Origin of the sequence: Streptomyces sp. NPDC007929 (assembly GCF_042959065.1) — a bacterium.
In the GTDB taxonomy this organism is placed as follows: Bacteria; Actinomycetota; Actinomycetes; order Streptomycetales; family Streptomycetaceae; genus Streptomyces.
This window is the reverse complement of the sequence record NZ_JBIBKD010000004.1, coordinates 528,209-552,100: the sequence shown is the minus strand read 5'-3', so window position 1 is coordinate 552,100 and position 23,892 is coordinate 528,209. Positions and strand designations below refer to the sequence as shown.

The 23,892-nt window shown below is 73.1% G+C and carries 26 protein-coding genes and 1 tRNA gene; 14 read left to right on the top strand and 13 right to left on the bottom strand.

What is annotated here, in order from left to right; all coding sequences use genetic code 11:
* Nucleotides 1-163: 163 nt before the first annotated feature.
* Nucleotides 164-889 (top strand): TetR/AcrR family transcriptional regulator C-terminal domain-containing protein, encoded by a 726-nt coding sequence (locus ACFZDE_RS16105; RefSeq protein WP_391200291.1) that lies wholly within the window; start codon nucleotides 164-166, stop codon nucleotides 887-889.
* Here the strand turns inward: ACFZDE_RS16105 and ACFZDE_RS16100 are convergent.
* The 3 genes from ACFZDE_RS16100 to ACFZDE_RS16090 form a co-directional block, all read right to left on the bottom strand.
* Nucleotides 855-1,679 (bottom strand): DUF427 domain-containing protein, encoded by an 825-nt coding sequence (locus tag ACFZDE_RS16100; RefSeq protein ID WP_391200290.1) that lies wholly within the window; start codon nucleotides 1,677-1,679, stop codon nucleotides 855-857. The genes ACFZDE_RS16105 and ACFZDE_RS16100 overlap by 35 nt on opposite strands.
* A 56-nt stretch (nucleotides 1,680-1,735) precedes the next feature.
* Nucleotides 1,736-2,719, bottom strand: a complete 984-nt coding sequence (locus ACFZDE_RS16095) for an aldo/keto reductase (RefSeq protein ID WP_391200289.1) — start codon at nucleotides 2,717-2,719, stop codon at nucleotides 1,736-1,738.
* A 132-nt stretch (nucleotides 2,720-2,851) separates the two neighbouring features.
* Nucleotides 2,852-2,925, bottom strand: a tRNA-Pro gene (locus tag ACFZDE_RS16090).
* 97 nt (nucleotides 2,926-3,022) lie between these two features.
* Here ACFZDE_RS16090 and ACFZDE_RS16085 point away from each other — a divergent pair.
* The gene (locus tag ACFZDE_RS16085) at nucleotides 3,023-3,565 is read left to right on the top strand and encodes a DUF309 domain-containing protein (protein WP_391200288.1); all 543 of its coding nucleotides are present in this window, start codon (nucleotides 3,023-3,025) and stop codon (nucleotides 3,563-3,565) included.
* A 344-nt stretch (nucleotides 3,566-3,909) separates the two neighbouring features.
* Nucleotides 3,910-4,680: a precorrin-6A synthase (deacetylating) gene (cobF, locus tag ACFZDE_RS16080; RefSeq protein ID WP_390996134.1), complete on the top strand. Its 771-nt coding sequence runs from the start codon at nucleotides 3,910-3,912 to the stop codon at nucleotides 4,678-4,680.
* A gap of 8 nt (nucleotides 4,681-4,688) precedes the next feature.
* Here cobF and ACFZDE_RS16075 read toward each other — a convergent pair whose 3' ends face one another.
* Nucleotides 4,689-5,429 (bottom strand): cobalt-precorrin-6A reductase, encoded by a 741-nt coding sequence (locus tag ACFZDE_RS16075; protein WP_391200287.1) that lies wholly within the window; start codon nucleotides 5,427-5,429, stop codon nucleotides 4,689-4,691.
* 99 nt (nucleotides 5,430-5,528) lie between these two features.
* Between ACFZDE_RS16075 and ACFZDE_RS16070 the strand changes: the two genes are divergently transcribed.
* The gene (locus tag ACFZDE_RS16070; protein ID WP_391200286.1) at nucleotides 5,529-6,329 is read left to right on the top strand and encodes an HAD-IIA family hydrolase; all 801 of its coding nucleotides are present in this window, start codon (nucleotides 5,529-5,531) and stop codon (nucleotides 6,327-6,329) included.
* On the opposite strand, the gene ACFZDE_RS16065 is transcribed toward ACFZDE_RS16070, so the two are convergent.
* Complete coding sequence (locus ACFZDE_RS16065; protein ID WP_390996125.1) at nucleotides 6,315-7,088, bottom strand: TSUP family transporter; 774 nt, start codon at nucleotides 7,086-7,088, stop codon at nucleotides 6,315-6,317. The two genes, ACFZDE_RS16070 and ACFZDE_RS16065, sit on opposite strands and share 15 nt — an antisense overlap.
* A gap of 77 nt (nucleotides 7,089-7,165) precedes the next feature.
* A complete protein-coding gene (locus ACFZDE_RS16060; protein ID WP_391200285.1) occupies nucleotides 7,166-8,353 on the bottom strand; it encodes an acetyl-CoA C-acyltransferase in 1,188 nt (395 codons plus the stop codon).
* A gap of 183 nt (nucleotides 8,354-8,536) precedes the next feature.
* Here ACFZDE_RS16060 and ACFZDE_RS16055 point away from each other — a divergent pair, with 183 nt between their 5' ends.
* From ACFZDE_RS16055 to ACFZDE_RS16040, 4 genes are read left to right on the top strand one after another with little or no spacing between them, the layout of a single operon-like run.
* The gene (locus ACFZDE_RS16055; RefSeq protein ID WP_391200284.1) at nucleotides 8,537-8,671 is read left to right on the top strand and encodes a hypothetical protein; all 135 of its coding nucleotides are present in this window, start codon (nucleotides 8,537-8,539) and stop codon (nucleotides 8,669-8,671) included.
* Nucleotides 8,668-9,144 carry a ferritin-like domain-containing protein gene (locus tag ACFZDE_RS16050; protein WP_391200283.1) on the top strand — a complete coding sequence of 159 codons (477 nt, stop codon included), beginning with the start codon at nucleotides 8,668-8,670 and terminating at the stop codon, nucleotides 9,142-9,144. The genes ACFZDE_RS16055 and ACFZDE_RS16050 overlap by 4 nt, the downstream gene beginning before the upstream one ends.
* A 52-nt stretch (nucleotides 9,145-9,196) precedes the next feature.
* Nucleotides 9,197-9,541 carry a DUF3140 domain-containing protein gene (locus tag ACFZDE_RS16045; RefSeq protein WP_390996114.1) on the top strand — a complete coding sequence of 115 codons (345 nt, stop codon included), beginning with the start codon at nucleotides 9,197-9,199 and terminating at the stop codon, nucleotides 9,539-9,541.
* A 4-nt stretch (nucleotides 9,542-9,545) separates the two neighbouring features.
* Nucleotides 9,546-10,193: an endonuclease gene (locus ACFZDE_RS16040; RefSeq protein WP_391200281.1), complete on the top strand. Its 648-nt coding sequence runs from the start codon at nucleotides 9,546-9,548 to the stop codon at nucleotides 10,191-10,193.
* A 27-nt stretch (nucleotides 10,194-10,220) separates the two neighbouring features.
* Here the strand turns inward: ACFZDE_RS16040 and ACFZDE_RS16035 are convergent, their stop codons facing one another.
* The 7 genes from ACFZDE_RS16035 to ACFZDE_RS16005 are packed head-to-tail and all read right to left on the bottom strand — an operon-like array spanning nucleotide 10,221 to nucleotide 17,334.
* Complete coding sequence (locus tag ACFZDE_RS16035; protein WP_391200279.1) at nucleotides 10,221-10,910, bottom strand: SDR family oxidoreductase; 690 nt, start codon at nucleotides 10,908-10,910, stop codon at nucleotides 10,221-10,223.
* On the bottom strand, nucleotides 10,907-11,788 hold the full coding sequence (locus ACFZDE_RS16030) for a cupin domain-containing protein (RefSeq protein WP_391200278.1): 882 nt from the start codon (nucleotides 11,786-11,788) through the stop codon (nucleotides 10,907-10,909). The genes ACFZDE_RS16035 and ACFZDE_RS16030 overlap by 4 nt, the downstream gene beginning before the upstream one ends.
* On the bottom strand, nucleotides 11,785-13,161 hold the full coding sequence (locus ACFZDE_RS16025) for an amidohydrolase family protein (protein ID WP_391200276.1): 1,377 nt from the start codon (nucleotides 13,159-13,161) through the stop codon (nucleotides 11,785-11,787). The genes ACFZDE_RS16030 and ACFZDE_RS16025 overlap by 4 nt, the downstream gene beginning before the upstream one ends.
* 40 nt (nucleotides 13,162-13,201) lie before the next feature.
* On the bottom strand, nucleotides 13,202-14,182 hold the full coding sequence (locus ACFZDE_RS16020) for a pyruvate dehydrogenase complex E1 component subunit beta (RefSeq protein WP_391200275.1): 981 nt from the start codon (nucleotides 14,180-14,182) through the stop codon (nucleotides 13,202-13,204).
* Nucleotides 14,170-15,150 (bottom strand): thiamine pyrophosphate-dependent enzyme, encoded by a 981-nt coding sequence (locus tag ACFZDE_RS16015; protein ID WP_391200274.1) that lies wholly within the window; start codon nucleotides 15,148-15,150, stop codon nucleotides 14,170-14,172. The genes ACFZDE_RS16020 and ACFZDE_RS16015 overlap by 13 nt, the downstream gene beginning before the upstream one ends.
* On the bottom strand, nucleotides 15,150-16,604 hold the full coding sequence (locus tag ACFZDE_RS16010; RefSeq protein ID WP_391200273.1) for a M24 family metallopeptidase: 1,455 nt from the start codon (nucleotides 16,602-16,604) through the stop codon (nucleotides 15,150-15,152). The genes ACFZDE_RS16015 and ACFZDE_RS16010 overlap by 1 nt, the downstream gene beginning before the upstream one ends.
* 52 nt (nucleotides 16,605-16,656) lie before the next feature.
* On the bottom strand, nucleotides 16,657-17,334 hold the full coding sequence (locus ACFZDE_RS16005) for a cupin domain-containing protein (protein ID WP_390996092.1): 678 nt from the start codon (nucleotides 17,332-17,334) through the stop codon (nucleotides 16,657-16,659).
* A gap of 180 nt (nucleotides 17,335-17,514) precedes the next feature.
* On the opposite strand from ACFZDE_RS16005, the gene ACFZDE_RS16000 reads away from it, so the two are divergent.
* The 6 genes from ACFZDE_RS16000 to ACFZDE_RS15975 all read left to right on the top strand — a co-directional run bounded on the left by ACFZDE_RS16000 (nucleotide 17,515) and on the right by ACFZDE_RS15975 (nucleotide 23,861).
* Nucleotides 17,515-18,330: a hypothetical protein gene (locus tag ACFZDE_RS16000; RefSeq protein ID WP_391200272.1), complete on the top strand. Its 816-nt coding sequence runs from the start codon at nucleotides 17,515-17,517 to the stop codon at nucleotides 18,328-18,330.
* Nucleotides 18,331-18,470: 140 nt separating this feature from the next.
* Nucleotides 18,471-19,283 carry an SAM-dependent methyltransferase gene (locus ACFZDE_RS15995; RefSeq protein WP_390996086.1) on the top strand — a complete coding sequence of 271 codons (813 nt, stop codon included), beginning with the start codon at nucleotides 18,471-18,473 and terminating at the stop codon, nucleotides 19,281-19,283.
* A 40-nt stretch (nucleotides 19,284-19,323) separates the two neighbouring features.
* Nucleotides 19,324-20,727 carry a glutamine synthetase gene (locus ACFZDE_RS15990; protein ID WP_391200271.1) on the top strand — a complete coding sequence of 468 codons (1,404 nt, stop codon included), beginning with the start codon at nucleotides 19,324-19,326 and terminating at the stop codon, nucleotides 20,725-20,727.
* Between the two features lies 1 nt (nucleotide 20,728).
* Entirely contained in the window at nucleotides 20,729-21,868 is a 1,140-nt protein-coding gene (locus ACFZDE_RS15985) for an amidohydrolase family protein (protein ID WP_391200270.1), read from the top strand.
* Nucleotides 21,869-21,944: 76 nt separating this feature from the next.
* A complete protein-coding gene (locus ACFZDE_RS15980; protein WP_390996077.1) occupies nucleotides 21,945-22,481 on the top strand; it encodes a DUF4916 domain-containing protein in 537 nt (178 codons plus the stop codon).
* 48 nt (nucleotides 22,482-22,529) lie between these two features.
* Nucleotides 22,530-23,861, top strand: coding sequence for a SpoIIE family protein phosphatase (locus tag ACFZDE_RS15975; RefSeq protein WP_391200269.1), 1,332 nt, complete (start codon nucleotides 22,530-22,532; stop codon nucleotides 23,859-23,861).
* Nucleotides 23,862-23,892 lie beyond the last annotated feature (31 nt).

The following is a 23,892-nucleotide window of genomic DNA, read 5'->3' as shown; positions in this document are numbered from 1 at the left end:
TGACCCACACCCCTCGGGGGTGCATCTTCTGCGCTGCCCCGCCGGGCCCTTGTGCCCGTACGGCCCTGATGACGCGTGCACCGGGGCCCGGATCGCTTACGTTTACGTCGTATAGGGATGCGCGCTCCCCACAAGCGGCGTCTGCGACGAGGAGGCACCCCGAATGGCGAACGGCTCAGGGACAGGCCCGGCGCGGCGGGCGAGCGACCGCGGGCGCTACGGCAGGCTGAACCGGCAGCGCGTGCTGACCACCGCGCTGGCACTGGTGGACCGTGAGGGCCTCTCCGCCCTGAGCATGCGCCGTCTGGGCACCGAACTCGGTGTGGAGGCCATGGCGCTCTACCGGTACGCGGCGAGCAAGGACTCCCTGCTGGACGGGCTGGTGGAGGCGCTGTACCTGGAGCTGGAGGAGCGGCTGGCCGACGGCGACGGGGACTCGGACTGGCGGGCCGGGCTGCACCGGATCGCCCGGGAGACCTACGCCGTGTGCCTCACCCATCCGCAGGCGGTGCCGCTGATCGCCACGCGACTGCTGGCGGTCCCACTGGCCCGCAGGCCCGCCGCGGTCCTGCGGGACCACGAGAGGGTGCTGACCCTGCTGCGGGGCGCCGGTTTCGACGAGGCGACCGTGGCCGGCGTGTTCCGCGCCTTCACGGCGTGGCTGCTGGGCTATGTGTCCGTGGAGCTGCGCCCGATGGTGGACAACCCGGACGAGACGGACCCGGCCTTCCGTCTCGGACTGCACCGGCTGTCCGCGAAGGAGCTGCCGGCGCTGCGGGAGAGCGCCGCCTCGCTCGCCGAGCAGGGCGGGCCGGAGGGTCTCGCGGCCGGTCTCGACGCCCTGCTCGACAGCTTCACGCGTGGCTCCGCCTCCGCAGCATCCGGCTGAACGGCGTGTCCGGCCGCTCCTGGCGCTCCCCGTCCACCGTGATGTCGACGACCTCGTTGAAGAAGGCGACGCGCCCCTGGATCACCGCCACGGCGGGCAGCGGCTCGGGGTAGGTCCACATGAGGTCGGGCGGTACGTCGGCCTCGCCGCGCCACGACCAGTAGGCGGCGGTGCCCTTGTAGGGGCAGCCGGTGTGGTGGTCGGTGGCGTCGAAGAGGTCGAGGCGGACGTCCTCACGGGGGAGGTAGTACCGGGTGGGCAGGGAGGTCTCGAAGAGCAGGACGGGGGTGTGGCTGTCCGCGACGACCTGCCCGTCGATCTCGACCCGCACATGGCGGCTGCTGGGCAGTGCGTCGACGCGTTTGTGCGGGTCACGGGGGTGGATGAAGATCTCCTCGTCCTCCTCGTACCAGTGGTCGAGGCCCGTGTCGGTGCGCAGGAACCATTCGAAGGAGATGTGTCCGGCCAGGTCGTCGGCGGGGAACGTCCAGGCCGCGTTCGCGCGCACCTCGCCCTCGGCGTCGAGGTCGTAGAAGTCCCGGGAGCCGGTGTGGGTGCCCGTGGGCGGGCTCTTGGCCGGTCGGAGGAGGTCGGTGCGGACGTCCGCGCGGGGGAAGGCGTACTGCGGCACGGGCAGGTGGGGCTCCCAGACGAGCACCGGGTGCCGGCTGTCGACGACGGTGACGTCGCCCTTGCGGCCGCGCACCCAGCGCTCGCTGGGCTCCCACATGAGGCCTTCCGGGGTGGTGCGGATCGAGCGGGCGGCGGGGTGGGCCGGGTGGGTGGTCATGGCCGGTGCTCCTTCGGGAGGTCCGGTTGCCGTCTCCCTCCACGGTCCCACGGGGCTCAGTGCGCCGCGTCCAGCCGGGCGCGCTGCTCCGGGCTCAGTTCCAGGTCCACGGCGGCGAGGTTCTCGTCCAGCTGGGCCCGTGAGGAGACCCCGGCCAGCGGCACGACGGGCAGGTCTCCGCCGATCTGCCAGGCCAGTACGACCTGGTTGACACTCGCGCCGGTCTCCCGGGCCACGTCGTGCAGTACCGCGAGCCGGGCCGGGGTGCCGGGGTGGTCGAAGTCGGCGGGGAGCCGCTCGGGCCGGGTGTAGGCGCCCTTCAGCAGCGGCGAGTAGGCGACCAGGGTCAGGCCGGGCTCGGCCCTGAGGTAGCCGAGCAGGTCGGGGCCGGCGTGACCGAGGCTGCCGTCGGGGAAGAGGGGGTCGGGGACGTCGGTGCGGGGGCGCAGGTGGGTGTGCGCGTACTGGAGGACCTCGTAGCCGGGCAGTCCGGCCGCCGCGGCGAGGGCCCGGGCCCGTTCCACCCGCCACACGGCGTGGTTGCTCACGCCGAGCAGTCCGGCGGTGCCGTCGGCGACCAGGGCGGCGAAGGCCTCGACGGTCTCCTGGAGCGGGACGGTGTGGTCCTCGATGTGTGCGTAGAGCAGGTCCAGTTTCGTCACGCCGAGGCGTTCGCGACTGCGGTCGGCGGATGCGCGGATCACCTTCGCGGACAGGCCTTCGGCGTTGTCGACGTAGCCGGTGCCGGGGGCCAGGGGGCGGGCGCCGAGCTTGGTGGCGATGACGATCTCGTCCCCGATGCCGCGGCTGCGCCGCCAGCGGCCGAGGAGTTCCTCGCTCTGGCCGCCCTGGCCGCCGTCGGCCCAGAAGGCGTAGTTGTCGGACGTGTCGATGAAGTTCCCGCCGGCTTCGACGTAGCGGTCGAGCAGAGCGAAGGACGTCGCCTCGTCCGTCACCGAGCCGAAGAGCATCGCGCCGAGCGCGAGGACACTCACCTCGCGACGGGTCGTGGGATCCGTGCCGATCGTGCGGTACTTCATGAGTCGCTCCCTCCGTCGGCCCCCGTTTCGGGGCACGGAGGGAGTCAACGGCTTGGAGCGCTCTCGAGGTCAAGGGCGGACGCCCAACGCAAAGGGTCCCGCAGGCATCGGCCTGCGGGACCCTTCGCACCGTCGGGACGACAGGATTTGAACCTGCGACCCCTTGACCCCCAGTCAAGTGCGCTACCAAGCTGCGCCACGTCCCGGTGCGCGTCCTCGCGGTGAACCGCGTGATCGCGCGAACAGCACCTTACCCCACACCCCTGGCCGCGCCGAAAGCGGGCCGGGCGGGACAATCGGCGTATGGGCAGCACAGAAGAGAACGGCCCGGGCCGGCCGGGCGACGCACGGGACCGTGACAGTGAGGGGCGGGCGCGCAACGCCCGTCCCCGGGACGGTCTCGGCCGCCCCCTGCCGTACGACGCGGACGGCGTTCCCCGGCAGCCCGAGGGTGTCGTGCGCACCCCGGAGGAGACCGTGGCGGAGGCGCAGCGGTTGCTGGACGACGGCAAGCCGTTCCACGCGCACGAGGTGTTCGAGGACGCGTGGAAGTCGGGCCCCGGCGAGGAACGCGAGCTGTGGCGCGGCCTGGCCCAACTCGCCGTGGGCCTCACACACGCCGCCCGCGGCAATCTGACGGGCGGGGCCCGGCTGTTGCGCCGCGGGGCGGGTGCGGCGGAGGCCTGGGTGTCGGAGTCGGGGCAGCCCCGGCCGCACGGCATCGACGTGACGGCCGTGGCCGGGTGGGCCCGGGAGCTGGCCGGGGAGGTGGAGCGGGAGGGCCGGTCCGTGGACGCGGGTGAGCGAGCGCCCCGGCTGCGCGGGGTGGGTCCAGCGGGGCGCTGAGCGGGGGCGTGGACACGCCCCGGGGCGCGTCCTGAAGTCGGGGGCCGAGGTCGAGACCGGGCGCTGCGCCGGGGAGCAAGGGCCGAGGGGCCGACGCCCTCGAACCAGGGCCCGTGACAGGGTGGCGCCGTGGGCGCGGCGCCGTAGGCCTGGGGCCGTGGGCCCGGCGCCGTAGGCCTGGGGCCGTGGGCCCGGGTCCGTGGGCCCGGGGCCGTGGGCCCGGGGCCACCGCGGGGCCGGGGCCACCGCGGGGCCGGTGCCCTGAGTGAGGGGCTGCCCCGGGGCCGGGGCGGGGATCCGACCGCGGTGGAACCCGTCTCACCCCCGTGCGGCAGACTCGGGGGGTGCGAAAGATTCATGTCATCGGTATCGGCGCGGGCGACCCCGACCAGCTCACCCTCCAGGCCGTCAGGGCGCTGCGGAGCACGGACGTGTTCTTCATCCTGGAGAAGGGCCAGGTGAAGGCGGACCTCACCGGGCTGCGCCGGGACATGCTCGACGCGCACGTGCCCGAGGGGACGTACCGCGTCGTCGAGGCGCGTGACCCGGAGCGGGACCGCGGGGCCGGGGGTTCGGCCTACTCCCCCGCCGTCGGGGACTGGCGCAGCGCCCGCGCCGACATCTACGAGCGGCTGATCGCCGAGGAACTGGGCGAGGAGCAGACCGGCGCCTTCCTGGTGTGGGGCGACCCCGCGCTGTACGACAGCACGCTCGGGATTCTGGAGGAGGTGCTGGAGCGCGGCGCCGTGGCGTTCGAGTACGACGTCGTGCCCGGCATCAGCAGTGTCTCGGCGCTCGTCGCCCGGCATCGCACGGGCCTCAACCGCGTGGCGCGGCCCGTGCAGATCACCACCGGCCGACGGCTGGCGGAGGGCTTCCCGGAGGGCGTGGACGACGTCGTGGTGATGCTCGACGCCCACCAGACCTTCCGTCAGTACGCGCACGAGGACGTCGACATCTACTGGGGCGCCTACATCGGCACCCCGGACGAGATCCTCGTCTCCGGGCCCCTCGCCGAGGCCGCGCCCCGCATCGAGCGGTTGCGCGCCGAGGCCCGCGAGCGCAAGGGCTGGATCATGGACACGTACCTGCTGCGCCGCAACCCCCGCGACTGACGAACGCCCTACCCGAACCCCAGGCGTGCCAGCACGCCGTCCACGTCCGGTACCGCCGTCACGCCGTCCGGCAGCGGCGGCCGCCGTACGACGACGACCGGCAGTCCGAGGTCCCGGGCCGCGGTCAGCTTGGCGGCCGTCGCCGCTCCCCCGCTGTCCTTGGTCACCAGGACGTCGATGCGGTGCTCGCGCAGCAGGGCCGTCTCGCCGGGGACGGTGAACGGGCCGCGGGCGAGCAGCACCTGCAGGTCGGGTGGCATCGGCGGCTCGGGGGGATCCACCGACCGCACGACGAAGCGCAAGCGCGAGAGGTGGGCGAAGGAGGCCAGGCCGAGGCGCCCGGTGGTGAGCAGCACCCGGCGGCCGAGGCTTGGGAGCAGATCCGCCGCCGCGTCCAGTGTGGGGACGGAGTGCCACTGATCTCCGGGGCCGGGCCGCCACCCGGGGCGGCGGAGCACCACCGCGGGCACGCCGGTCCCGGCCGCGGCGCGGGCCGCGTTGGCGGTGATCGACTCGGCGAAGGGGTGCGTGGCGTCGACGAGTACGTCCACGCCCTCCGCCCGCAGCCAGCCGGCCAGCCCCGACGCCCCGCCGAAGCCTCCGACGCGCACCTCCCCGGCGAGCGCCCCCGGCTTGGCCACGCGCCCCGCGAGGGAGGTCGTGACACGCACGCCGGGACGTGCGCACAGCGCGGCGGCCAGGGCTCGGGCCTCGGCCGTGCCGCCGAGGATCAGGACATGAGGGGACACGGCGTCGAGCGTAGAAGGTCGGGTGCGGCGAGCACCGGGGCGGGGTGAGGACGACCGTACCGACCGGCGCGGGCCGCCCCCCGTGGTTATCGTCCTGGCATGGAGTCCGTACGTGCCGTGCTCATCGACATCGACGGGGTGCTCACCGTCTCGTGGCGGCCGTTGCCCGGGGCCGTCGGGGCGCTGCGGGAGATCCGGGAGGCCGGGTTCGGCGTGTTGCTGGTCACCAACACCACCTCCCGCACCCGGGCCTCGATCGCCGGGGCCCTGGCGGAGGCGGGGTTCCCGGTGTCCGCCGAGGACATCCTGACCGCGCCCGCCGCCACCGCCGCCCACCTCGCCGAGCACTGCCCCGGGGCCCGCTGCGCGCTGCTGAACAGCGGCGACATCGCGGAGGACCTCGACGGGGTCACCCTCGTCGAGGCGGGTGACACCGAGGCCGTACCGGATGTCGTCCTGGTCGGCGGCGCCGGCCCCGAGTTCGGCTACGAGGCGCTCGACCGGGCCTTCGGCCATCTGCAGCGCGGGGCCCGGCTGGTGGCGATGCACCGCAACCTGTACTGGCGTACGGCCGAGGGGCTGCGGCTGGACTCGGGGGCGTTCCTGGCGGGGCTGGAGCGGGCCGCGCGGGTGGAGGCCGAGGTCACCGGCAAACCGGCCCGGGCGTTCTTCGCGTCGGCGCTCGCCCGGCTGGGGGTCGAGGCCCGGGAGGCGGTGATGGTCGGGGACGACGTCGAGTCCGACGTGCTGGCGGCACAGCGCGCCGGGGTCACCGGCGTACTCGTGCGGACCGGGAAGTTCCAGCCGGAGACGCTGCGGGCCGCCGACGGCACGCCCGACCATGTGATCGGCTCCTTCGCGGACCTCCCCGCGCTGCTGCGTGAGTCAGCGCAGCAGTAGTTGCAGTCCGCCCACGACCGTCGCCGCGATGACGAGCTGCTCGAACAGCCGCTGGTTGATCCGGTGCACGGCCCACTTGCCGAACAGCGCGCCGGGTACGACGAACGCCACGAGCGCCAGGTCGAGGAGGAGCGAGCGGCCGTCGATCAGGCCGAGGCCCGCGCTGAAGGGCAGCTTGGAGACGTTGACGATCAGGAAGAAGAAGGCCGAGGTGCCGAGGAAGCCGAGCTTGCGGAAGCCCGCGGAGAGCAGGTACATCGACATCACGGGGCCGCCCGCGTTGGCGACCATGGTGGTGAAGCCGCCGAGGACGCCGTAGGAGCGGGCTTTGAGGCGGCCCGGCCGGGTGGTGACCGACTCCGGTTCCTCCTCCCTCTCGGCGGTACGGCGACGCCACACCGTCACGGCCGCCATCAGCAGCAGGATCGCGCCGATGGAGGTCCGTACGACCGCGTCGTCCGCCCAGAGCAGGAACACCGTGCCGACGACGACGCCCGCGGCGACCGCCGGGAAGAGCCGCCACAGCGTGGGCCAGTGGGCGTGCCGCCGGTAGGTGGCGACGGCCAGGAGGTCCCCGGCGATCAGGATGGGCAGCAGCACGCCGGTGGAGGCACGGGCGGGCAGCACGGCGGCGAAGATGGCGAGGCTGACCGTATTGGCCCCGCTCACGGCGGTCTTGGAGAAGCCGACGAGCAGGGCCGCGAGGGCGAGGGCGGCGAACTCCCAGCCGGTGATGTGCCAGAGCGTCATGGTGTTCATGCGAACACTGATGCTATGTGCACCGAACAGGTGCCCGTAAGCGCTGTCTCGCCTGATGGGCCGGGGGCCGGGCCCCCCTAGGACCGCTCGACGAGGACGGCGCTGCCCTGCCCGACCCCGACGCACATGGTGGCGAGGCCCCGCCCCGCGCCGGTACGCCGCATCCGGTGGAGCAGCGTCGTCAGGATGCGGGCGCCGGAGCAGCCCAGGGGGTGGCCCAGCGCGATGGCGCCGCCGCTGGGGTTGACCAGGTCGGGGTCGATGCCGAGCTGGTCCACGCAGGCCAGGGCCTGGGCGGCGAAGGCCTCGTTGAACTCGGCCTCCTCCAGGTCGCCGACGCTCCAGCCGACCCGGGTCAGCACTTTGCGGGTGGCGGGGACCGGGCCGATGCCCATCACGTCGGGGTGGACACCGGCAGAGGCACCGGCGACGTAGCGACCCAGGGACTGAAGGCCCAGGTCGTCGAGGGCGTCCTTGCTGACGAGGAGGAGGCCGGCGGCGCCGTCGTTCATCGGTGAGGCGTTGCCCGCGGTGACCGTGCCGCCGTCGCGGAAGACCGGCTTCAGCCGGGACAGCTTCTCGTACGAGGTGTCCTCGCGGACGCATTCGTCGGTGTCGACGACCGCGCCGTCGGGGCGCTCCACGGGGAGGATCTCGTCGTCGAAGTGGCCGTTCTTGCGGGCCAGGGCGGCGCGCTGGTGGCTGCGCAGGGCGAAGTCGTCCTGGCGTTCGCGCGAGACGCCGTACCGCGCGGCGACCTCCTCGGCCGTCTCACCCATGGCCAGCAGTCCGTGCAGCTCGCGCATGGCCGGGTTGACCAGGCGCCAGCCGAGGCGGGTGTCGGCGGTCTCCATGCGGTGCGGCAGGGCCTCGTCGGGGCGGGGCAGGACGAAGGGGGCGCGGCTCATCGACTCGGAGCCGCCGGCGATCACGATGTCGGCCTCGCCGGAGGCGATGGTGCGGGCGGCGGTGGTCACGGCCTCCAGGCCCGAGGCGCAGAGGCGGTTGACGGTGGCGCCGGGCACGGATTCGGGGAGGCCGGCGAGCAGCGCGGCCATGCGGGCGACGTTGCGGTTGTCCTCGCCGGCCTGGTTGGCGGCTCCCCAGTAGACGTCGTCGATCCGGGCGGGGTCCAGCGCCGGGACCCCTGCCACCAGGGCGCGGACCACGGTCGCCGCGAGGTCGTCGGGCCGTACCGAGGAGAGGGCTCCCCGCAGCTTGCCGATGGGGGTGCGGCGGGCGGCCGCGAAGTGGACGGGACGCACGAAAGGCTCCTCACGCCGCGCATCAACGCGCATTAATTAGCACTGCTAGTTTCGGACTATAGACCTTGGACCCGCCCTCTGTGAAGATTCTGCGCCTGCCGGCGTTCGCCAGGAGGCATATCGCAGGCCGGACGCCCCCATGCGTCGCGTTTGCACCAGCATGCCCGGGGCACCCGCGCGTTCATGGAGTGGTTGCGGAGCGCCGCCCGCGTGGACGAGGACCCCGAATTGTCCTTTCCCGTCGGCACCGGCGAGGAGGAGCGCGACCGGCTGCTCCGGACGACCAGGAACGACGCGACAAGGAGAAGCGCCCTATGACGACTGTGAGGAGCACACTGCCCGACGACGCCCGAAAGGTCGCCTGCGAGGCACTCCAGGACACCCTGGTGGATCTGCTCGGGCTCTCGCTGGTCGGGAAGCAGGCGCACTGGAACGTCGTCGGACCGCGGTTCCGGTCCATCCATCTCCAGCTCGACGAGGTGGTCACGGCGACCCGCGACTTCGCCGACACCGTCGCGGAGCGGTCCGCGGCGCTCGGCGTCCCGCCGGACGGCCGGCCGGAGACCGTCGCCAAGGCCTTCACGCTGCCCGCCCCGCAGGAGGGCTGGGTGCGCGACACGGAGGCCGTGCAGGTGATGGTGGACGCGCTGCGGGAGGCGGTGGGCCGGCTGCGCGAGCGCATCGACGCGACCGAGACGGCCGACCCGGTCACCCAGGACCTGCTGATCGGCATCACCGCGGAGCTGGAGAAGCAGCGGTGGATGTTCGACGCCGAGAACTTCCCCCGCTGACCCGCGGGGCGACGGCACCGGGCATCCGACGGACGTACGGAAGGGGCAGGCGATGACCGACGCCCTCGAACTCGACGCGCTGTGGGAGGACTTCCACCGCGTGGTGAACATGACCTCGCAGGAACTCGCGGCCTGGCTGCGGGTCCGCGACGCCGACGAGAACGCCGAGCCGCTGCCGGACCGGGCGGGCTCCGCCACCGGACAGCACGTCCTGGCGATCCTCCAGAAGCGGCGCACCGACCTGACCGAGGACGACCTGCGCGTGATGCGCAAGGTCGTGGAGACGGTCACCGACCAGGTGGACCTGGAGAACGAACCCGAGCCCGAGGTGACGGCGGAGGACACCCGCCGCCGGCACCGGCTGATGACCGTCGGGCACGACCCGTTGCGGGGATAGGCCCGTGGGCCGCGAGGAGCGCGTCGTACGGGAACTCGTCGGCGCGCACGGCCTGACGTACGCCGCGGAGGCGGGCATCGCGCTGAAGGACACGCCGCAGCCGCTGTACCGGCTGCTGGTGCTGTCCCATCTGCTCAGTGCCCGCATCCGCGGTTCGATCGCGCTGGCCACCGCCCGTGCCCTGCACGAGGCGGGGCTGCGCGATCCACGGCGTACGGCGCGGGCCTCGTGGCAGGAACGGGTCGACGCGCTGGGCCGCGGCGGCTACCGGCGCTACGACGAGCGGACCGCCACCCAGCTCGGCGAGGCCGCCGAGCTGCTGAACGACCGGTGGGGCGGCGACCTGCGGCGGCTGCGCCGGGAGGCGGACGGCGAGGTGCCCGAACTGCGCCGCCTGCTCCAGGAGTTCCCCGGCATGGGACCGGCAGGCGCCGGCATCTTCCTGCGCGAGGCACAGGGCGTCTGGCCGGAGGCGGCACCCTGCCTGGACGCCAAGGCACTCCAGGGCGCCGAGCGGCTTCACCTGCCGCGGGACCCCGAGCGCCTCATCGAACTGGCCGGGGACACCGACCCGGCCGTGCTCGCCGCCGCGCTGGTCCGGGCGGCGCTGGACAAGGAGGTCGTGCGGGACACACTCAGCCGGGCCGGCTGAGCCGCCCTGACACCGAGCGGCCCGCCTTCACCCGAGCAACCAGCCACCGTCCACGCTCAGTTCCACCGCGTTCACCGACCGGTTGCGCAGCAGGAAGTCCACCGCGTCCACCACGTCGGCCATCGCGGCGAGCCGCCCCGTGGGGGTCTCCGTGCGCAGCGTGGCGAGGACCTTCTCCGGCTTGGCCTGCCAGTACGGACTGTCTCCCACGACGCCGGGATGCACGGCGTTGACCCGTACGGGAGCGAGCTCCACGGCGAGGGAGTTCATCAGCCCGCGTACCCCCGCGTTGACCGTCGCCACCGTCGTCGCGCCCGGATAGGGGCGTTCCTTGGCCTGGCCGCCGAAGAGCACGATGGCACTGTCGTCGTGCAGCCGGGCCCGCAGGGTGTGCACGACCTCGGTGTAGCCGACGAGTTTGAGGGTGACCAGGCGCAGGGCGGCGTCGATGTCGTACTCGGTGACCTTGTTGTCGTCGCGTGTGACGCCGGCGATGACCAGGTGGTCGACCCGTCCCAGGCCGGCCAGGGCCGCCGCGATCTCCAGGGGCCGTTCCAGGTCGAGGGCGAGTCCGCGCGCGCCCATCTCCTTGGCGACCACGTCGGCGCGCTGGGCGTCGCGGCTGGTGAGCACCACGTCGTCCCCGCGCTCGGCACATGTGCGGGCGAACTCCAGCCCGATCCCGGACGTTCCGCCGACGACGAGCACACTGCTCATGACTTCTCCTCCAGTGCCGCGCGCAGGTAGTCCCAGTCCCGCGTGAACCGGTACGAGTGCCGCGACGGCGGTTGCGGCGCCTGCGTCTCCAGCCAGCGCAGGGGTCCCTGCCCCGCGTTGACGAAGCCGTGCACGCATCCGGCGCCCGCCCAGGCCAGATCCCCGGGCTCCAGCCGGTACCGCTCGCCGTCGAGGGTGGCCTCCGCGACGCCCTCCAGGATCAGATACGTCTCCTCGAAGGGGTGGTCGTGGGTGCCGATGATCCCGTCGGACGCGTACTGCACCATGAACATCGTCGAGGCGACCGCGCCCAGATCGCCGTCGATCATCATCTTCACCGTGATCCCGCTGTAGACCAGCAGCGCGGTCCGCATGCTCGCCGTGGCGGCCAGCAGGTCCTGGGACTGCCGGGCCGGGTCCATCTGGGCGGGCTCGAAGTGGCCGAAGGCGCGGGTGCGCGGGTCGCGGACGTCGACCCGGACCGGCTCGCGCGCGGGCAGCTCCGGCACGGCCTGGGTGTCGTGTCCGTAGCGAGCGCGCGGCACGGGGGCCAGCATGTCCGCCCAGCGTCCGCCGGTGCTCCCGGCCCCGCGCCAGGCGTGCGGAACGCCGGTCGGCAGCAGGCCGTAGTCGCCCTGTTCCAGCAGGTACGAGCCCTCGGGCACATCGAGGAGCACGGTCCCGTCGAGGACGAGGAAGGTCTCCTCGTAGGAGTGCACATGGGCCGGCACCCGGCCGTCGGGCCGCAGTTCGCACAGGCCGAAGCCGGTGTGGACGCTGCCGTCCTCCTCACCGACCAGCGTCCTGCGCCGGTGTCCGTGGCCGTCGTACGGCGGCTCGGGCAGGTCGGCGGCGTGGCGCACCAGGTGGTTCGTCATGCCGGTGCCTTCGCGCCATTGCCCTCCGTGGCCTTGGCCTCCTTGGCCGCGAGCAGCCGGTCGCGTGCCTCGCCGACGAGCCGCAGGGCGCGTGCGGTGTCGCCGAGGAGCCGGCCGTCACGCTTGTGGATCACACCGTCGACGAGGACGGTGTCCACGTTGGAGACGTCGGCGCACAGGGTCACCGCGGCCGCCGCGTCGTGCACCGGGGCGACGTTGGGGGCGGTGGCGTCGATCGCGACGATGTCGGCGCGCTTGCCGGGGGTCAGCGAGCCGGTGCGGTCCTCCAGCCCGGCGACGTGGGCGCCGTTGACCGTGGCGATCTCCAGCATCTGACGTGCTGTCAGCATGGTGCTGGGGACCGGCATGTTGGCCTGCCAGCAGTCGGCGTTGACCCGGGCGCGTTCGGCGCCGAAGGCCGCCCGGATCTGGGTGAACATGTCGCCGGGCACGGTGGTGACGACGTCGATGCTGAGCGCGGGCCGCAGTCCGTGCTCGATGGCCTGCATCACGGGCGGCCAGCCGTGCCCCATCTGGAGCTCCACCTGCGGCGCGACGGACACCGTGCCGCCGCTGTCGGCGACCATCCGCCACTCCTCCCCGCTGAGGTAGCAGCTGTGGACGTAGGTGGTGTCCGGGCCGAGCAGCCCCAGGTCGTGGAGCTGCTTCACCATGCCGAAGCGGCCGGCGAGGCGTCCCATGGCCACGTGCACGGTGATCGGGAGGCCCAGCTCGCGCGCCATGGCCCACTCGGCGGTGACGACCTCGTCGACGCAGAAACCGGGGCCGCGGGTGGCCAGCCCCATGGTCAGCAGGCCGTCGTCGGACGCGAAGTGCGTCGAGCGGATCCGCCGTACGTCGTCCACCGGGATCGTGATCCTGCTCTCGAACCAGTACTCCGCGAGGGAGGTGTTGGCGCTGCCGTACGCGTACTGCGCGCGGATCCCGGACTCCTTCAGGCCCTGGATCGCCGCGTCCGGGTGCTCGGGGGTGTTGTTGATGTGCGACCAGTCGACGAGCGTGGTGATGCCCGCGTTGAGGCACTCCAGCGCGCCCGCGAGGTTGCCCGCGTACACGTCCTCGGGGGTGTACAGGGGGGCGAAGGTGTCGAGGATGTCGACGAAGTAGTCGTCGAGGGTGGCGTCGGGGGCGACGCCCCGGATGGGGGCCTCCCAGGTGTGACGGTGGGTGTCGACGAAGCCGGGGATCACGATGTGCCCGCTCATGTCGAGGACCTCGGCGTCGGCGCTGATCTCGGGCTCCACGGCCGTGATCCTGCCGTCCTCGACCAGGACGTCCCCCTGGGGCAGGTCCCCGATGTCCGGGTCCATCGAGATCACGTGACCGGAGCGCAGCAGTGTCCTTGTGGTCATCGCGCTTCCTCCCATGGGGTGTTCGATGCGGATGTGCGGCTCAGTACGCGGCGAGCCTGCGGACCTCCGTGACGACTTTGTCGACGGTGGGGATGACCTGCTGCTCCAGCGCGTCGGCGAACGGCAGCGGGACGCACTCCCCCGCCACCCGCCGCACGGGCGCGTCCAGCAGGCCGAACCCCTCGTCGGCGACGACCGAGACGACGGTGGCGCCCCAGCCGCCCTGGTACGGGTTCTCCTCGACGGTGACGAGCCGCGAGGTCTTGCGCAGCGAGGCGAGGACGGTCGCGGCGTCCAGCGGGACCAGGCAGCGCAGGTCGACGACTTCGGCCTCGATGCCCTCACCGGCCAGTACACCGGCGGCCTTCAGGGCCAGGGGGACGGTCGAGGCGAGCGCGACGAGCGTGAGGTCGCCGCCCTCGCGGACGACGGCGGCCCGGCCCAGCTCGACGACGTGACCGGGCGGGGGCGGTGGGCCCTTGGTCGCGAACAGCCCCTTGTGTTCGAAGAAGACGACCGGGTCGTCGCTGCGGATCGCCGCGGCCAGCAGGCCGATGACGTCGGCGGGTGTGGCCGGTGCCGCGATCTTCAGCCCGGGGACGGTCAGGGCCCAGTTCTCGGTGGACTGGGAGTGCTGGGCGCCGAAGCCGAGTCCGCCGCCGTTGGCGGTGCGCACGACGAGGGGCACGGTCACCTGGCCGCCGGTCATGTAGCGGACCTTGGGGATCTCGTTGGCGAGGTAGTCCCAGCAGCAGGCCAGGAAGTCGGAGAACATGATCTCCGCGACGGGCCGCATCCCGGTCATGGCGGCGCCCATCGCCGCGCCCACGATGGCCTGTTCGGAGATGGGCGTGTCCCACACCCGCTCGGGCCCGAACTCCGCTCGCAGCCCTGTGGTGGTCTTGAACACCCCGCCGGCCGCGGCGATGTCCTCCCCGAGGCACACCACCGACGCGTCCCGCCGCATCTCGCGGGCGATGCCCTCGGCGACCGCGTCCCGGTAGGTGATCACGTCCGCCATGCGGCACCTCCGTCGGCCCACACATCGGTCAGTGCCGTGCGCGGGTCGGGCGGCGGTGCCGCCTTCGCCGCGTCCACGGCCCGTTCCACCACGGAGCGGGCTCGCTCGTCGGCGCCGGCGATCGTCTCCGCACCGACCCCGAGATCGGCGAGGTGGCGGCGCGCGAGGTCCAGCGGGTCGTGCTTCAGCCAGCGCTCGACCTCCTCGGCCGGGCGGTAGGCCGCCGGGTCGGCGCGGCTGTGCCCGAAGTGACGGTAGGTCTCGGCCTCCAGCACGGCGGGCCCGTCTCCGGCCCGGGCCCGGCGTGCCAGCCGCGCCACGGCCTCCTCGACCGCCACGACGTCGTTGCCGTCGACGACCTCGCCCGGGATGCCGTGGGCGGGGGCCCGGTCGGCGGCGGGGCGGGGCACGGCCGTGACGTCGGCGATCGGCGTGTACTCCATGTACAGGTTGTTCTCGCACACGAACAGCACCGGCAGCCTCCACACGGCGGCCAGGTTGAGGGCCTCGTGGAAGGCGCCGATGTTGGTCGCGCCGTCACCGAAGAAGGCGACCGCGAGCTGCTCGGTGCCACGCAGCCGGGCCGACCAGGCCGCACCCACCGCCATCGGCAGGTGTGAGCCGACGACGGCGTACGAACCGAGCATGCCGGTGGCGGCCTTGGTCAGGTGCATGGAGCCGCCCTTGGCCCCGCACAGCCCGGTCGCCCGGCTCATCAGCTCGGCGAGGCACTCCTCGGGGGTGGCGCCCCGGGCGAGGGCATGGTGGTGGCCCCTGTAGGTGGCGAACACATAGTCGTCCGGGCGCAGCGCGGCGCTCGCCCCCACGGCGATCGCCTCCTGCCCGGCGGCCAGGTGCGTGGTGCCTTTCACGAGGCCCTGGAGGAACAGGTCGTGGGCGGCCTGCTCCGTCCGGCGGATGACGGCCATCCGCTCGTAGCGGTCGAGGAGTTCGTCGGCGTCCGCCATCAAGCACCCCCGTCGCCAGGGGTGTCGGGAGAGGACCGCGCCACGGGGCGGGTGTCGGGAGAGGACCGCGCCACGGGGCGGGTGTCGGGAGAGGACCGCGCCAGGGGGCGGGTGTCGGGAGAGGACCGCGCCACGGGGCGGGTGTTGAGGTGGGACTGCGCCTCGCGGCGGGTGTTCAGCTCACCGCCCACCGTCCAGTACTTGCGCCCGGCCACCAGCAGTTCCTCGGCGGGGAACTTGGTGATGACCTCGCAGCCGTCGGCGGTGACGACGAGTTCCTCCTCGATCCGGGCGGCGGACCAGCCGTCGGCGGCCGGCCAGTACGTCTCCAGGGCGAACACCATGCCCTCTTCGAGGACTTCGGGGTGGTCGAGGGAGACCAGCCTGCTGAAGATCGGCTTCTCCCAGATGGACAGGCCGACGCCGTGGCCGTACTGGAGGGCGAAGGCGGCGGTCTCGTCGGCGAAGCCGAACTCCTCGGCGCGCGGCCAGACCCGCACGACGTCGGCGGTGGTGGCGCCCGGCCGGACCAGCGCGATCGCCTCGTCCATGTACTCCCGGCAGCGCACGTACGCGTCCCGCTGGGCCCGCGAGGCACTGCCCACGGCGAACGTGCGGTAGTAGCAGGTGCGGTAGCCGAGGTGGCTGTGCAGGATGTCGAAGAAGGCCGGGTCGCCGGGGCGGATCAACCGGTCGCTGTAGACGTGCGGATGCGGCGAACAGCGCTCGCCGGAGATGGCGTTGACGCCCTCGACGTACTCGCTGCCGAGGTCGTACAGCACCTTGCTGACGACGCCGACGCACTCGTTCTCGCGCACTCCCGGGCGCAGGTACCCGTACAGCTCCTCGTAGGCCGCGTCGACCATGGCGCAGGCCTGGGTGAGCAGGGCGATCTCGTCGCCGGTCTTGATGCGGCGGGCCTCCAGGAAGACCTGCTGCCCGTCGACGACGTCGATGCCCTCGGCGCGCAGCGCGGTCAGGACGGGCATCTCGGCGACGTCGACGCCGAGGGGTTCGCCCGCGAGCCCGTGGTCGCGCAGCTCGGTGGCGATCTTGACGGCCACGTCCTCGGCGATCCCGGCGTCCGGGTGGAAGGCGCCGCGCAGGGTGGAGATGCCGGCCCGGGCGCCGGTGGGCGGACCGCCCTTGCCGTCGCTGTAGTCCAGCCAGGGGTTGTAGAGCTGGTGGTGGCGGGCGGCGGAGCCGAAGTCCCAGACGACCGGTTCGCCGTCGCGCACCAGCAGGGCGAAGCGGATGAGCTTGTCCATCGCCCAGGTGCCGATGTGGGTGGACGTCATGTAGCGGATGTTGGCGAAGTCGAAGCTGAGCACCGCGCCGAGTCCGGAGCGGTTCAGTGACTCGCGCAGCCGGGCCAGCCGCTGCCCGCGCAGCCGGTCCAGGTCGATGCGCTCTTCCCAGTCGACGGCGTTGGGTCCATATGTGCGGATCGCCATGGCGACCACCCCCACTTCGGAGTGAACGCCCGTGTGCCATGGGTGTCAAGTGTCACTGAACATCGCCGGACACGAACCAGACACCCACAGCCGGTACCTCTCCATCGTTGCGGTAACGGTGGGGGGTCGTCGACTCGAAGCAGACGGAGTCGCCCGTCCGCAGCGTGTACTCCTCGAAACCGAGAGTGAGCACGAGCTCGCCGGAGGTCAGATAGCCGTACTCGGTTCCGGCGTGCCGCATCAGCGCGCCGGAGCCGGAGGACGAGCCGCCGGGCCGGTACGTCACCAGCAGAAAGTCGGCCTCCGCGCCCGGCACCCGCCCGAGACGCTCCCACACCACCCCCGAGTCCAGCTCCAGCGTCTCGCGTCCGGCCGAGCCGACCAGGGGGCCGATCCGCCGCCCGGGATCGGCGGCGAAGGCGGCGAGCGCGTGCCGGGCGCTGTCCCGGGCCGCCCCGGGGACACCCTCCCGGGCGGTCGCGCCGACAGTCCCACGGGCGGCCTCGGGAACCCTGTCCCGGGCGTCGAAGAGCGACTCCACGGAGATCCCCAGCGCCGTGGTGATCGCGTACAGCGTGCTGACGGACGGCTGGCTCTTGCCGGTCTCGATCTGCGACACCAGACTCGCCGACACCCCGATCTCCCGGGCCAGCGCGCGCAGGCTCGTGCCGCGCTCCTGGCGCGCCTGCCGGATGCGGGCGCCGACGGGCGGCACGACGGCGGATGACACGGGCGCTCTCCTCACGCGGACGGCGGCACGGATTGTGCAGTCTCATTGAACAGCGCGTCGGAGGTCCGGCGCCAGAAGCCGGTCTCCGCGCGCTCACCCGAACGGTCCGGCGCCGGTGGTGGGCCGCCCGCGGCGGTGGTGCGCTGAGGGCACGCGCCACGCTCTCAGGAGGCTCTCCCGATGACCCGTCGTCCGACCCGGCCCGTCCGCGTCCTCTCCTCGACCCTGGCGGCGGGCACGCTGCTCGCCACCGCCGCCTGCTCGGACGGCGGCGGCACGGACGGCTCGCGCGTCTCCGGCGTCACCGCGTCCCAGGTCGCCGAGGTGCGGCAGACCCCTTCCCCCACCGCGACCCTCTCCACGGACGGCGCCCGCACCGCGCTGATCACCGAGGCGGACATCGAGGACGACTGGACACAGGTCAAGGACACGGAGGCCGAGAACTGGCACGACAGCCTCCTCGTGGGCACGGTCGACGTGTCCGACTTCGTGTCCGGCAAGGCACAGGCGTCCGACTGCCAGCGGCTCATGGACTCCCTGTACGACGACGATCTGCTGGGCCGGCCGTCGGGCGCGTCCGCGCTGCGCGGCTTCGAGGAAGGCGACTCCCGGCTGCTGTACCAGGTCGCCTCCTACGACCGGACCGACCCGCAGGACTCGCTCAACTGGATGGCGACCCTGCCGGAGAAGTGCGACCAGTTCACCGTGACCGACGGCGACGACAAGCGCACCGTCCAGGTGATCGAGACCTCGGTGCCCAAGGTGGGCGACGCCCGGCAGGGTCTGCGCGTGACGGTGCGGGGCCCGGTCGACGGCAACGACGCCACGCTGACCCTGAACATCGCCGCCGTACGGGTCGGTGACGACGCGATCACCGTCACGGCGGGCGGGCTCGACGGGGGCGAGGACGACTCCATGAAGCAGGCGGCGCAGCAGGGCACCCAGCGCCTCGAGGACGTCCTGGCCGGCACGTCACCCGCCGCGAGCCCCAACTAGCCCTCCGGCACGGCGGGCAGCTCCTTTCCGACACCAACCGCCGTGTCCGCTCCGCCGATTCCCGGGACAGCGTGATCATCGGCGCGGCACAATGGCGGCGGCGACCGGCCTGGGTCGTGCGTACGAGGAGAGGACGAGTCGTGAGTGATGGCCACACCCCTTCGGGAGGGTCGGCGCGGCTGAACACCGGTGTGGCGCACAACGCGCGCGTGTGGAACTACTGGATCGGCGGCAAGGACAACTACGAGGTCGACCAGCAGGTCGGCGAGCACGTCGCCGGGATGTTCCCGATCATCCGGGACATCGCCCGCGCGGACCGGGACTTCCTCGGCCGGGCCGTGTCGTTCCTCGCCGGTGAGCGCGGGGTGCGGCAGTTCCTCGACATCGGCACGGGGCTGCCGACGGCGGACAACACCCACGAGATCGCCCAGCGCATCGCTCCCGACTCGCGCATCGTCTACGTCGACAACGACCCGATCGTCCTGGTGCACGCCCGCACCCTGCTCACCGGCAGCCACGACGGTGTCACCGCCTACATCGACGCCGATGTGCACGACCCGGACGCCATCCTCGAACGGGCGGGGCACACCCTGGACTTCACTCGCCCCATAGCCGTGATGATGCTGGGCATCCTCAACTTCGTCCTGGACGTCGACAAGGCCCGGGACATCGTGCGCCGGGTGATGGCCGCGGCGCCGTCCGGCAGTTTCCTGGTCCTCACCCACCCGACCTTCGACGACGAGCTCGGCGGCGCGGGCCAGATCCCGGCCATGAAGTTCTGGAACGAGAACGCCACTCCCCCGATCACGGCCCGCGGCGGCGCCGACATCGCCGCGTTCTTCGAGGGTCTCCAGGTGCTGGAGCCGGGCATGGTGTCGTGCGGGCAGTGGCGCGCCGAGCCCGGCGCGGGGGTGCTGGTACCGCAGTACGGCGCGGTGGCCGTGAAGCCCTGACGACCACCGCCTTCGACGCACGCACCACCGCGGAGGACGCATGACCACCCTGGCCGATCCCGTGCCCGGCGGCCGTCCCGGCGATGTCGAGCGGGCCACCGAGCTGAGCGGCGAGCTCACCGGCCGGGGCGTGCACGGTGTGGTGCTGGCCTACGTCGACACCGCGGGCATCGGCCGGGTGAAGACCGTCCCGACGGCCCGGCTCGCCGCCGCGGCGGCCTGGGGCGTCGGCATGTCGCCGGTGTTCGACACGTTCCTGGCGAACGACTCCATCGTCACCACCGACGTCCTCGGCTCCCCCGACGGCGATCTGCGTCTCTACCCGGACCTCGACCGGCTCGTCGTCCTGGCCGGACAGCCCGGCTGGGCCTGGGCGCCGGTGGACCGGGTCACGCAGGACGGGGAGCGCCATCCCGGCTGCACCCGCACGTTCCTGCGCCGGATCGTCACCGAGGCGGCCGAGCGGCACGGCCTCACGTTCAAGGCGGCCATCGAGATCGAGTGGAGCGTGGCCCGGGGCGACGCGCCCGGGGACGCGTTCGTGCCCGCGACGACCGGACCGGCGTACGGGGCGACCCGGCAGATCGAGCTCGGGGACTACACCGCCGACCTGCTCGCGGCGTGCGCGGCCCAGGGCGTCGACGTCGAGCAGGTCCATCCCGAGTACGCGGCCGGGCAGTTCGAGATCTCGGTGGGTGCCGTCGATCCGGTGGCGGCGGCCGACCGCAGTGTGCTGGTCCGGCAGACGGTCCGGGCCGTGGCGCAGCGGCACGGACTGCGGGTCTCGTTCGCCCCGGCCGTCACGGGCCGGGGCGTCGGCAACGGCGGGCACGTCCATCTGTCGGCCTGGCGCGCCGGGGTGAACCTGCACGCCGGGGGCGAGGGCCGGTACGGCATGACGGCGCGGGCCGAGTCGTTCACGGCCGGCGTCCTCGCCCACCTGCCCGCCCTCACGGCCGTCACCGCCCCGAGCCCGGCCAGCCGGCTGCGGCTCAAGCCCTCCCAGTGGGCCGGGGTGTTCACCGCCTGGGGCCGCGAGACCCGGGAGACCGCGCTGCGGGTCGTCACCGGCACTGCGGGGCTGCGCGACCGGGCGGCCAACCTGGAGATCAAGCCCGTCGACCTGGCCGCCAACCCCTACCTCGCGATCGGCTCCCTGATCGCCGCCGGGCTGGACGGCCTCACCTCGTCCGCGGTCCTGCCCGACGAGACCACCGGCGACCCGGCCCACCTGGGCGAGGCGGCGGCGGCGGCCCGGGGCGTGCGCAGGCTGCCGGACACCCTGGAGCGTTCCGTCGAGGCCTTCCGCGACGACGAGGTCCTGCGGACGGCCCTCGGCCCGGTCCTGGCCGACGCGGTGATCGCCGTACGGCGGGGCGAGCAGGAGTCCGTCGCCGGGCTCGACGACGACCAGGTGGCGGCGGCGTACCGGTGGGTGTACTGACGTGAGCGCGGTCCGGGAGGCGCTCGACGCCGTGCGGCTGGTCGACCACCACTGCCATGGCACCGTCACGGCCGACCTCGGCCGGGACGCGTTCGAGTCCCTCCTCACCGAGGGCGAGGCGTGGCCCGGGATCTCGCCCTTCGACAGCCCGGTGGGGGTGGCGGTGCGCCGGCACTGCGCTCCCTTGCTCGACCTGCCCCGGCACGCGCCCGCCGGCGCGTACGTCGCCCGCCGCTCGGAACTCGGCGAGCGCGAGGTGCGGCGCCGCTTCCTGCGCGCCGCGGGCACGGACGTCTTCTGCGTCGACACCGGCCACGCCCCCGACCGGCTCACCACGCCGCGGGAGATCGCCGAGGCCGCGGGCGGGACCTCGTACGAGGTGGTACGGCTGGAGGGCGTCGCGGAGTCGGTGCGGGCCGCGGGGGCCGAACCGGACGCGTACGCGGACGCCTTTCGCGCGGCGGCGCTGGAGGCCGTGCGGCGGCCGGGCGTGGTGGCCGTGAAGTCGGTGGTGGCCTACCGCACCGGCTTCGCCCTGGACCCGGCCCGCCCCGCGAAGGCGGAGGTCACCGAGGCGGCCCGGCGCTGGCTGGCCCGGGGCGGACGCCTCGACGACCCGGTCCTCGTACGGCACCTGCTGTGGACGGCCGTCGATCTCGGTCTGCCGCTCCAGCTGCACACCGGGTTCGGCGACAACGACCTCCGGCTGCACCGCGCCGACCCCGCGCTGCTCACGGACTGGCTGCACCTCACCGCCGGGACCGTCCCCGTGCTGCTCCTGCACTGCTGGCCGTACCAGCGGCAGGCGGCGTACCTCGCCGCGGTCTTCGAGCAGGTGTACCTCGACGTCGGACTCACCCTCCACCACGTCGGCCCCGCCCGGGCCGGCGCGGTCCTCGCGGAGGCCCTGGAGATCACGCCGTTCCGCAAACTGCTGTACAGCTCCGACGCCTACGGGGTGGCCGAGTTCTACCACCTCGGGGCGCTCGCCTTCCGGCAGGGGCTCGCGGAGCTGCTCCAGGAGCGCGTGGACGCCGACGAGCTGTCCCTGCCGGACGCGCTGCGGATCGCGCGGTGGACCGGGCGGGACAACGCCCTGCGGGTCTACCGGCTGCGATCCGACGGGCCGGGGGACGATTGAACGGGCGTGTGGCCGGTCACAGTTCTCCTGGAGCGGCTACCCAGGAAGTCCGAACGGCTGAAAGTATGATCAAACAATGTCTGACATGACCGAAACCACGCCCGGCTGGCTGTCCTCGGACGAGCTGGAGTCGACACGCGCCCGCATGCCGATCCTCTACGTCGAGGCCGTGCCGGTCCGCGTCGACGACAGCGGCGAAGTCACCAGCGTCGGCCTGCTGCTGCGCATCGGCCCCGACGGTACGGTCAGCCGGACGCTGGTCTCCGGCCGTGTGCTGCACCACGAGCGCGTCCGTGACGCCCTTCTGCGCCACCTGGAGAAGGACCTCGGCCCGGTCGCGCTGCCCCGCGTCCCGGCCTCGCTCCAGCCGTTCACGGTCGCGGAGTACTTCCCGACACAGGGCATCACGCCGTACCACGACCCGCGTCAGCACGCGGTGTCGCTGGCCTACATCGTGCCGGTGGCGGGCGACTGCCGGCCCCGGCAGGACGCGCTCGACCTGGTGTGGTTCAGTCCCCAGGACGCCGTCTCGGAGGCGATGCAGAGCGAGATGCCGGGCGGGCACGGGGTGCTGCTGAAGCAGGCACTGGCGCATGCGGGCTGCGCGATCTGAGCCGTAAGCTCATTCACGTGACCGACCTCCGGACAGGAGGTGCTCGTGATGGCCGCGGAGCAGGATCCGTTCCCGGGTCAGCCGCATCTGCCCGAGCTGCATGTGCGCCTGCGCACGGAGCTGAACCGCATCGACGAGCAGCTGCGGGCCCTGCTGGACGCGATGGACCGGATGCAGGGCCTGCTGGACGCCGTGGTCGCCATCAGCCGCGAGGTGGAGCTGCCCGCGGTGCTGCACCGCATCGTGACCACGGCGATGGACCTGGTCGGCGCCCGTTACGGCGCCCTCGGCGTGCTCGACGACACCGGTGACCACCTGGAGGAGTTCATCACCGCCGGCCTGTCCAGGCGAGAACGCGCCGACCTGGCCGAGACCGGTCTGCCGACCGGCCGGGGTGTCCTCGGCCATCTGATCAGCCACCCCGAGCCCCTGCGGGTCGGCGACATCCCGGCCCATGTCTCCTCCGTCGGCTTCCCGCCCGGCCATCCGCACATGCGGACCCTGCTCGGCGTCGCCATCAGTGTCCGCGGCGAGATCTACGGCGACCTGTACCTCTCCGAGCGGCGCGACGGGCAGCCCTTCGACGTCCACGACGAGAACGTCGTGATGGCCCTGGCCAGCGCGGCCGGCATCGCGATCGAGAACGTCCGGCTGTTCGAGCGGGTGCGCGTGGGGGCCGAGCAGTTCCAGCGGCTGCTGCTGCCGACACTGCCCGACCTGCGGCCCTTCACCGCCGCGGCGGTCTACCGGCCGGCCGCCGAGCCCAGCAAGCTGGGCGGAGACTGGTACGACGCGATCCCGCTGCCCGGCGACGTCGTGGCGGTCGTCATCGGTGACGTGGTCGGGCACGATCTGCACGCCGCGGCGGCCATGGCCTCCACCCGCAACATGCTGCGCGCCCTGCTCTTCGACCGGGACAGCTCCCCGGGCGCGGTGCTCACCCGGCTCGACCGCACGCTCCAGGCGGTCACGCCCCACCCCGTCACGACCACCGCTCTGGCCCGGATCGAGCCGGAGGGGCCCGGCTGGCGCCTGCGCTGGAGCAGCGCGGGGCATGTCCCGCCCCTGCTGATCACCCCGGAGCGCCGGGTCGAGATCCTGACCGCCGAGCCGGGGCTGCCGCTCGGGGTCGACCCCGATGAACCGCGCCCCGACCACTCCCGCCTCCTGCTCCCCGGCACCACTCTGGTCTTCTTCACCGACGGCCTGATCGAGCATCCCCGCCACCCCATCGACCGGAGTCTGGGCGAGCTGGCCGATCTCGCCGCGGTGCACGCCGCCCTGCCCTTGCGGGACTTCGTGTGCGCGCTCGCCGATGAGCACCCCAGCGACGGGCACGACGACCTGGCCCTGCTCGCCCTGCGCACCCCGCCGGACTGACGCCCGGGCCTCGGTGGGGGCCGAACATCCA

Excerpts from the sequence above, each read along its gene's own strand:
- ACFZDE_RS16105 (WP_391200291.1), top strand. The coding sequence starts at position 164 with ATGGCGAACGGCTCAGGGACAGGCCCGGCGCGGCGGGCGAGCGACCGC.
- ACFZDE_RS16100 (WP_391200290.1), bottom strand. The coding sequence starts at position 1,679 with ATGACCACCCACCCGGCCCACCCCGCCGCCCGCTCGATCCGCACCACC.
- ACFZDE_RS16095 (WP_391200289.1), bottom strand. The coding sequence starts at position 2,719 with ATGAAGTACCGCACGATCGGCACGGATCCCACGACCCGTCGCGAGGTG.
- ACFZDE_RS16085 (WP_391200288.1), top strand. The coding sequence starts at position 3,023 with ATGGGCAGCACAGAAGAGAACGGCCCGGGCCGGCCGGGCGACGCACGG.
- ACFZDE_RS16070 (WP_391200286.1), top strand. The coding sequence starts at position 5,529 with ATGGAGTCCGTACGTGCCGTGCTCATCGACATCGACGGGGTGCTCACC.
- ACFZDE_RS16065 (WP_390996125.1), bottom strand. The coding sequence starts at position 7,088 with ATGAACACCATGACGCTCTGGCACATCACCGGCTGGGAGTTCGCCGCC.
- ACFZDE_RS16055 (WP_391200284.1), top strand. The coding sequence starts at position 8,537 with ATGGAGTGGTTGCGGAGCGCCGCCCGCGTGGACGAGGACCCCGAATTG.
- ACFZDE_RS16050 (WP_391200283.1), top strand. The coding sequence starts at position 8,668 with ATGACGACTGTGAGGAGCACACTGCCCGACGACGCCCGAAAGGTCGCC.
- ACFZDE_RS16045 (WP_390996114.1), top strand. The coding sequence starts at position 9,197 with ATGACCGACGCCCTCGAACTCGACGCGCTGTGGGAGGACTTCCACCGC.
- ACFZDE_RS16035 (WP_391200279.1), bottom strand. The coding sequence starts at position 10,910 with ATGAGCAGTGTGCTCGTCGTCGGCGGAACGTCCGGGATCGGGCTGGAG.
- ACFZDE_RS16030 (WP_391200278.1), bottom strand. The coding sequence starts at position 11,788 with ATGACGAACCACCTGGTGCGCCACGCCGCCGACCTGCCCGAGCCGCCG.
- ACFZDE_RS16025 (WP_391200276.1), bottom strand. The coding sequence starts at position 13,161 with ATGACCACAAGGACACTGCTGCGCTCCGGTCACGTGATCTCGATGGAC.
- ACFZDE_RS16020 (WP_391200275.1), bottom strand. The coding sequence starts at position 14,182 with ATGGCGGACGTGATCACCTACCGGGACGCGGTCGCCGAGGGCATCGCC.
- ACFZDE_RS16015 (WP_391200274.1), bottom strand. The coding sequence starts at position 15,150 with ATGGCGGACGCCGACGAACTCCTCGACCGCTACGAGCGGATGGCCGTC.
- ACFZDE_RS16010 (WP_391200273.1), bottom strand. The coding sequence starts at position 16,604 with ATGGCGATCCGCACATATGGACCCAACGCCGTCGACTGGGAAGAGCGC.
- ACFZDE_RS16000 (WP_391200272.1), top strand. The coding sequence starts at position 17,515 with ATGACCCGTCGTCCGACCCGGCCCGTCCGCGTCCTCTCCTCGACCCTG.
- ACFZDE_RS15990 (WP_391200271.1), top strand. The coding sequence starts at position 19,324 with ATGACCACCCTGGCCGATCCCGTGCCCGGCGGCCGTCCCGGCGATGTC.
- ACFZDE_RS15980 (WP_390996077.1), top strand. The coding sequence starts at position 21,945 with ATGTCTGACATGACCGAAACCACGCCCGGCTGGCTGTCCTCGGACGAG.
- ACFZDE_RS15975 (WP_391200269.1), top strand. The coding sequence starts at position 22,530 with ATGGCCGCGGAGCAGGATCCGTTCCCGGGTCAGCCGCATCTGCCCGAG.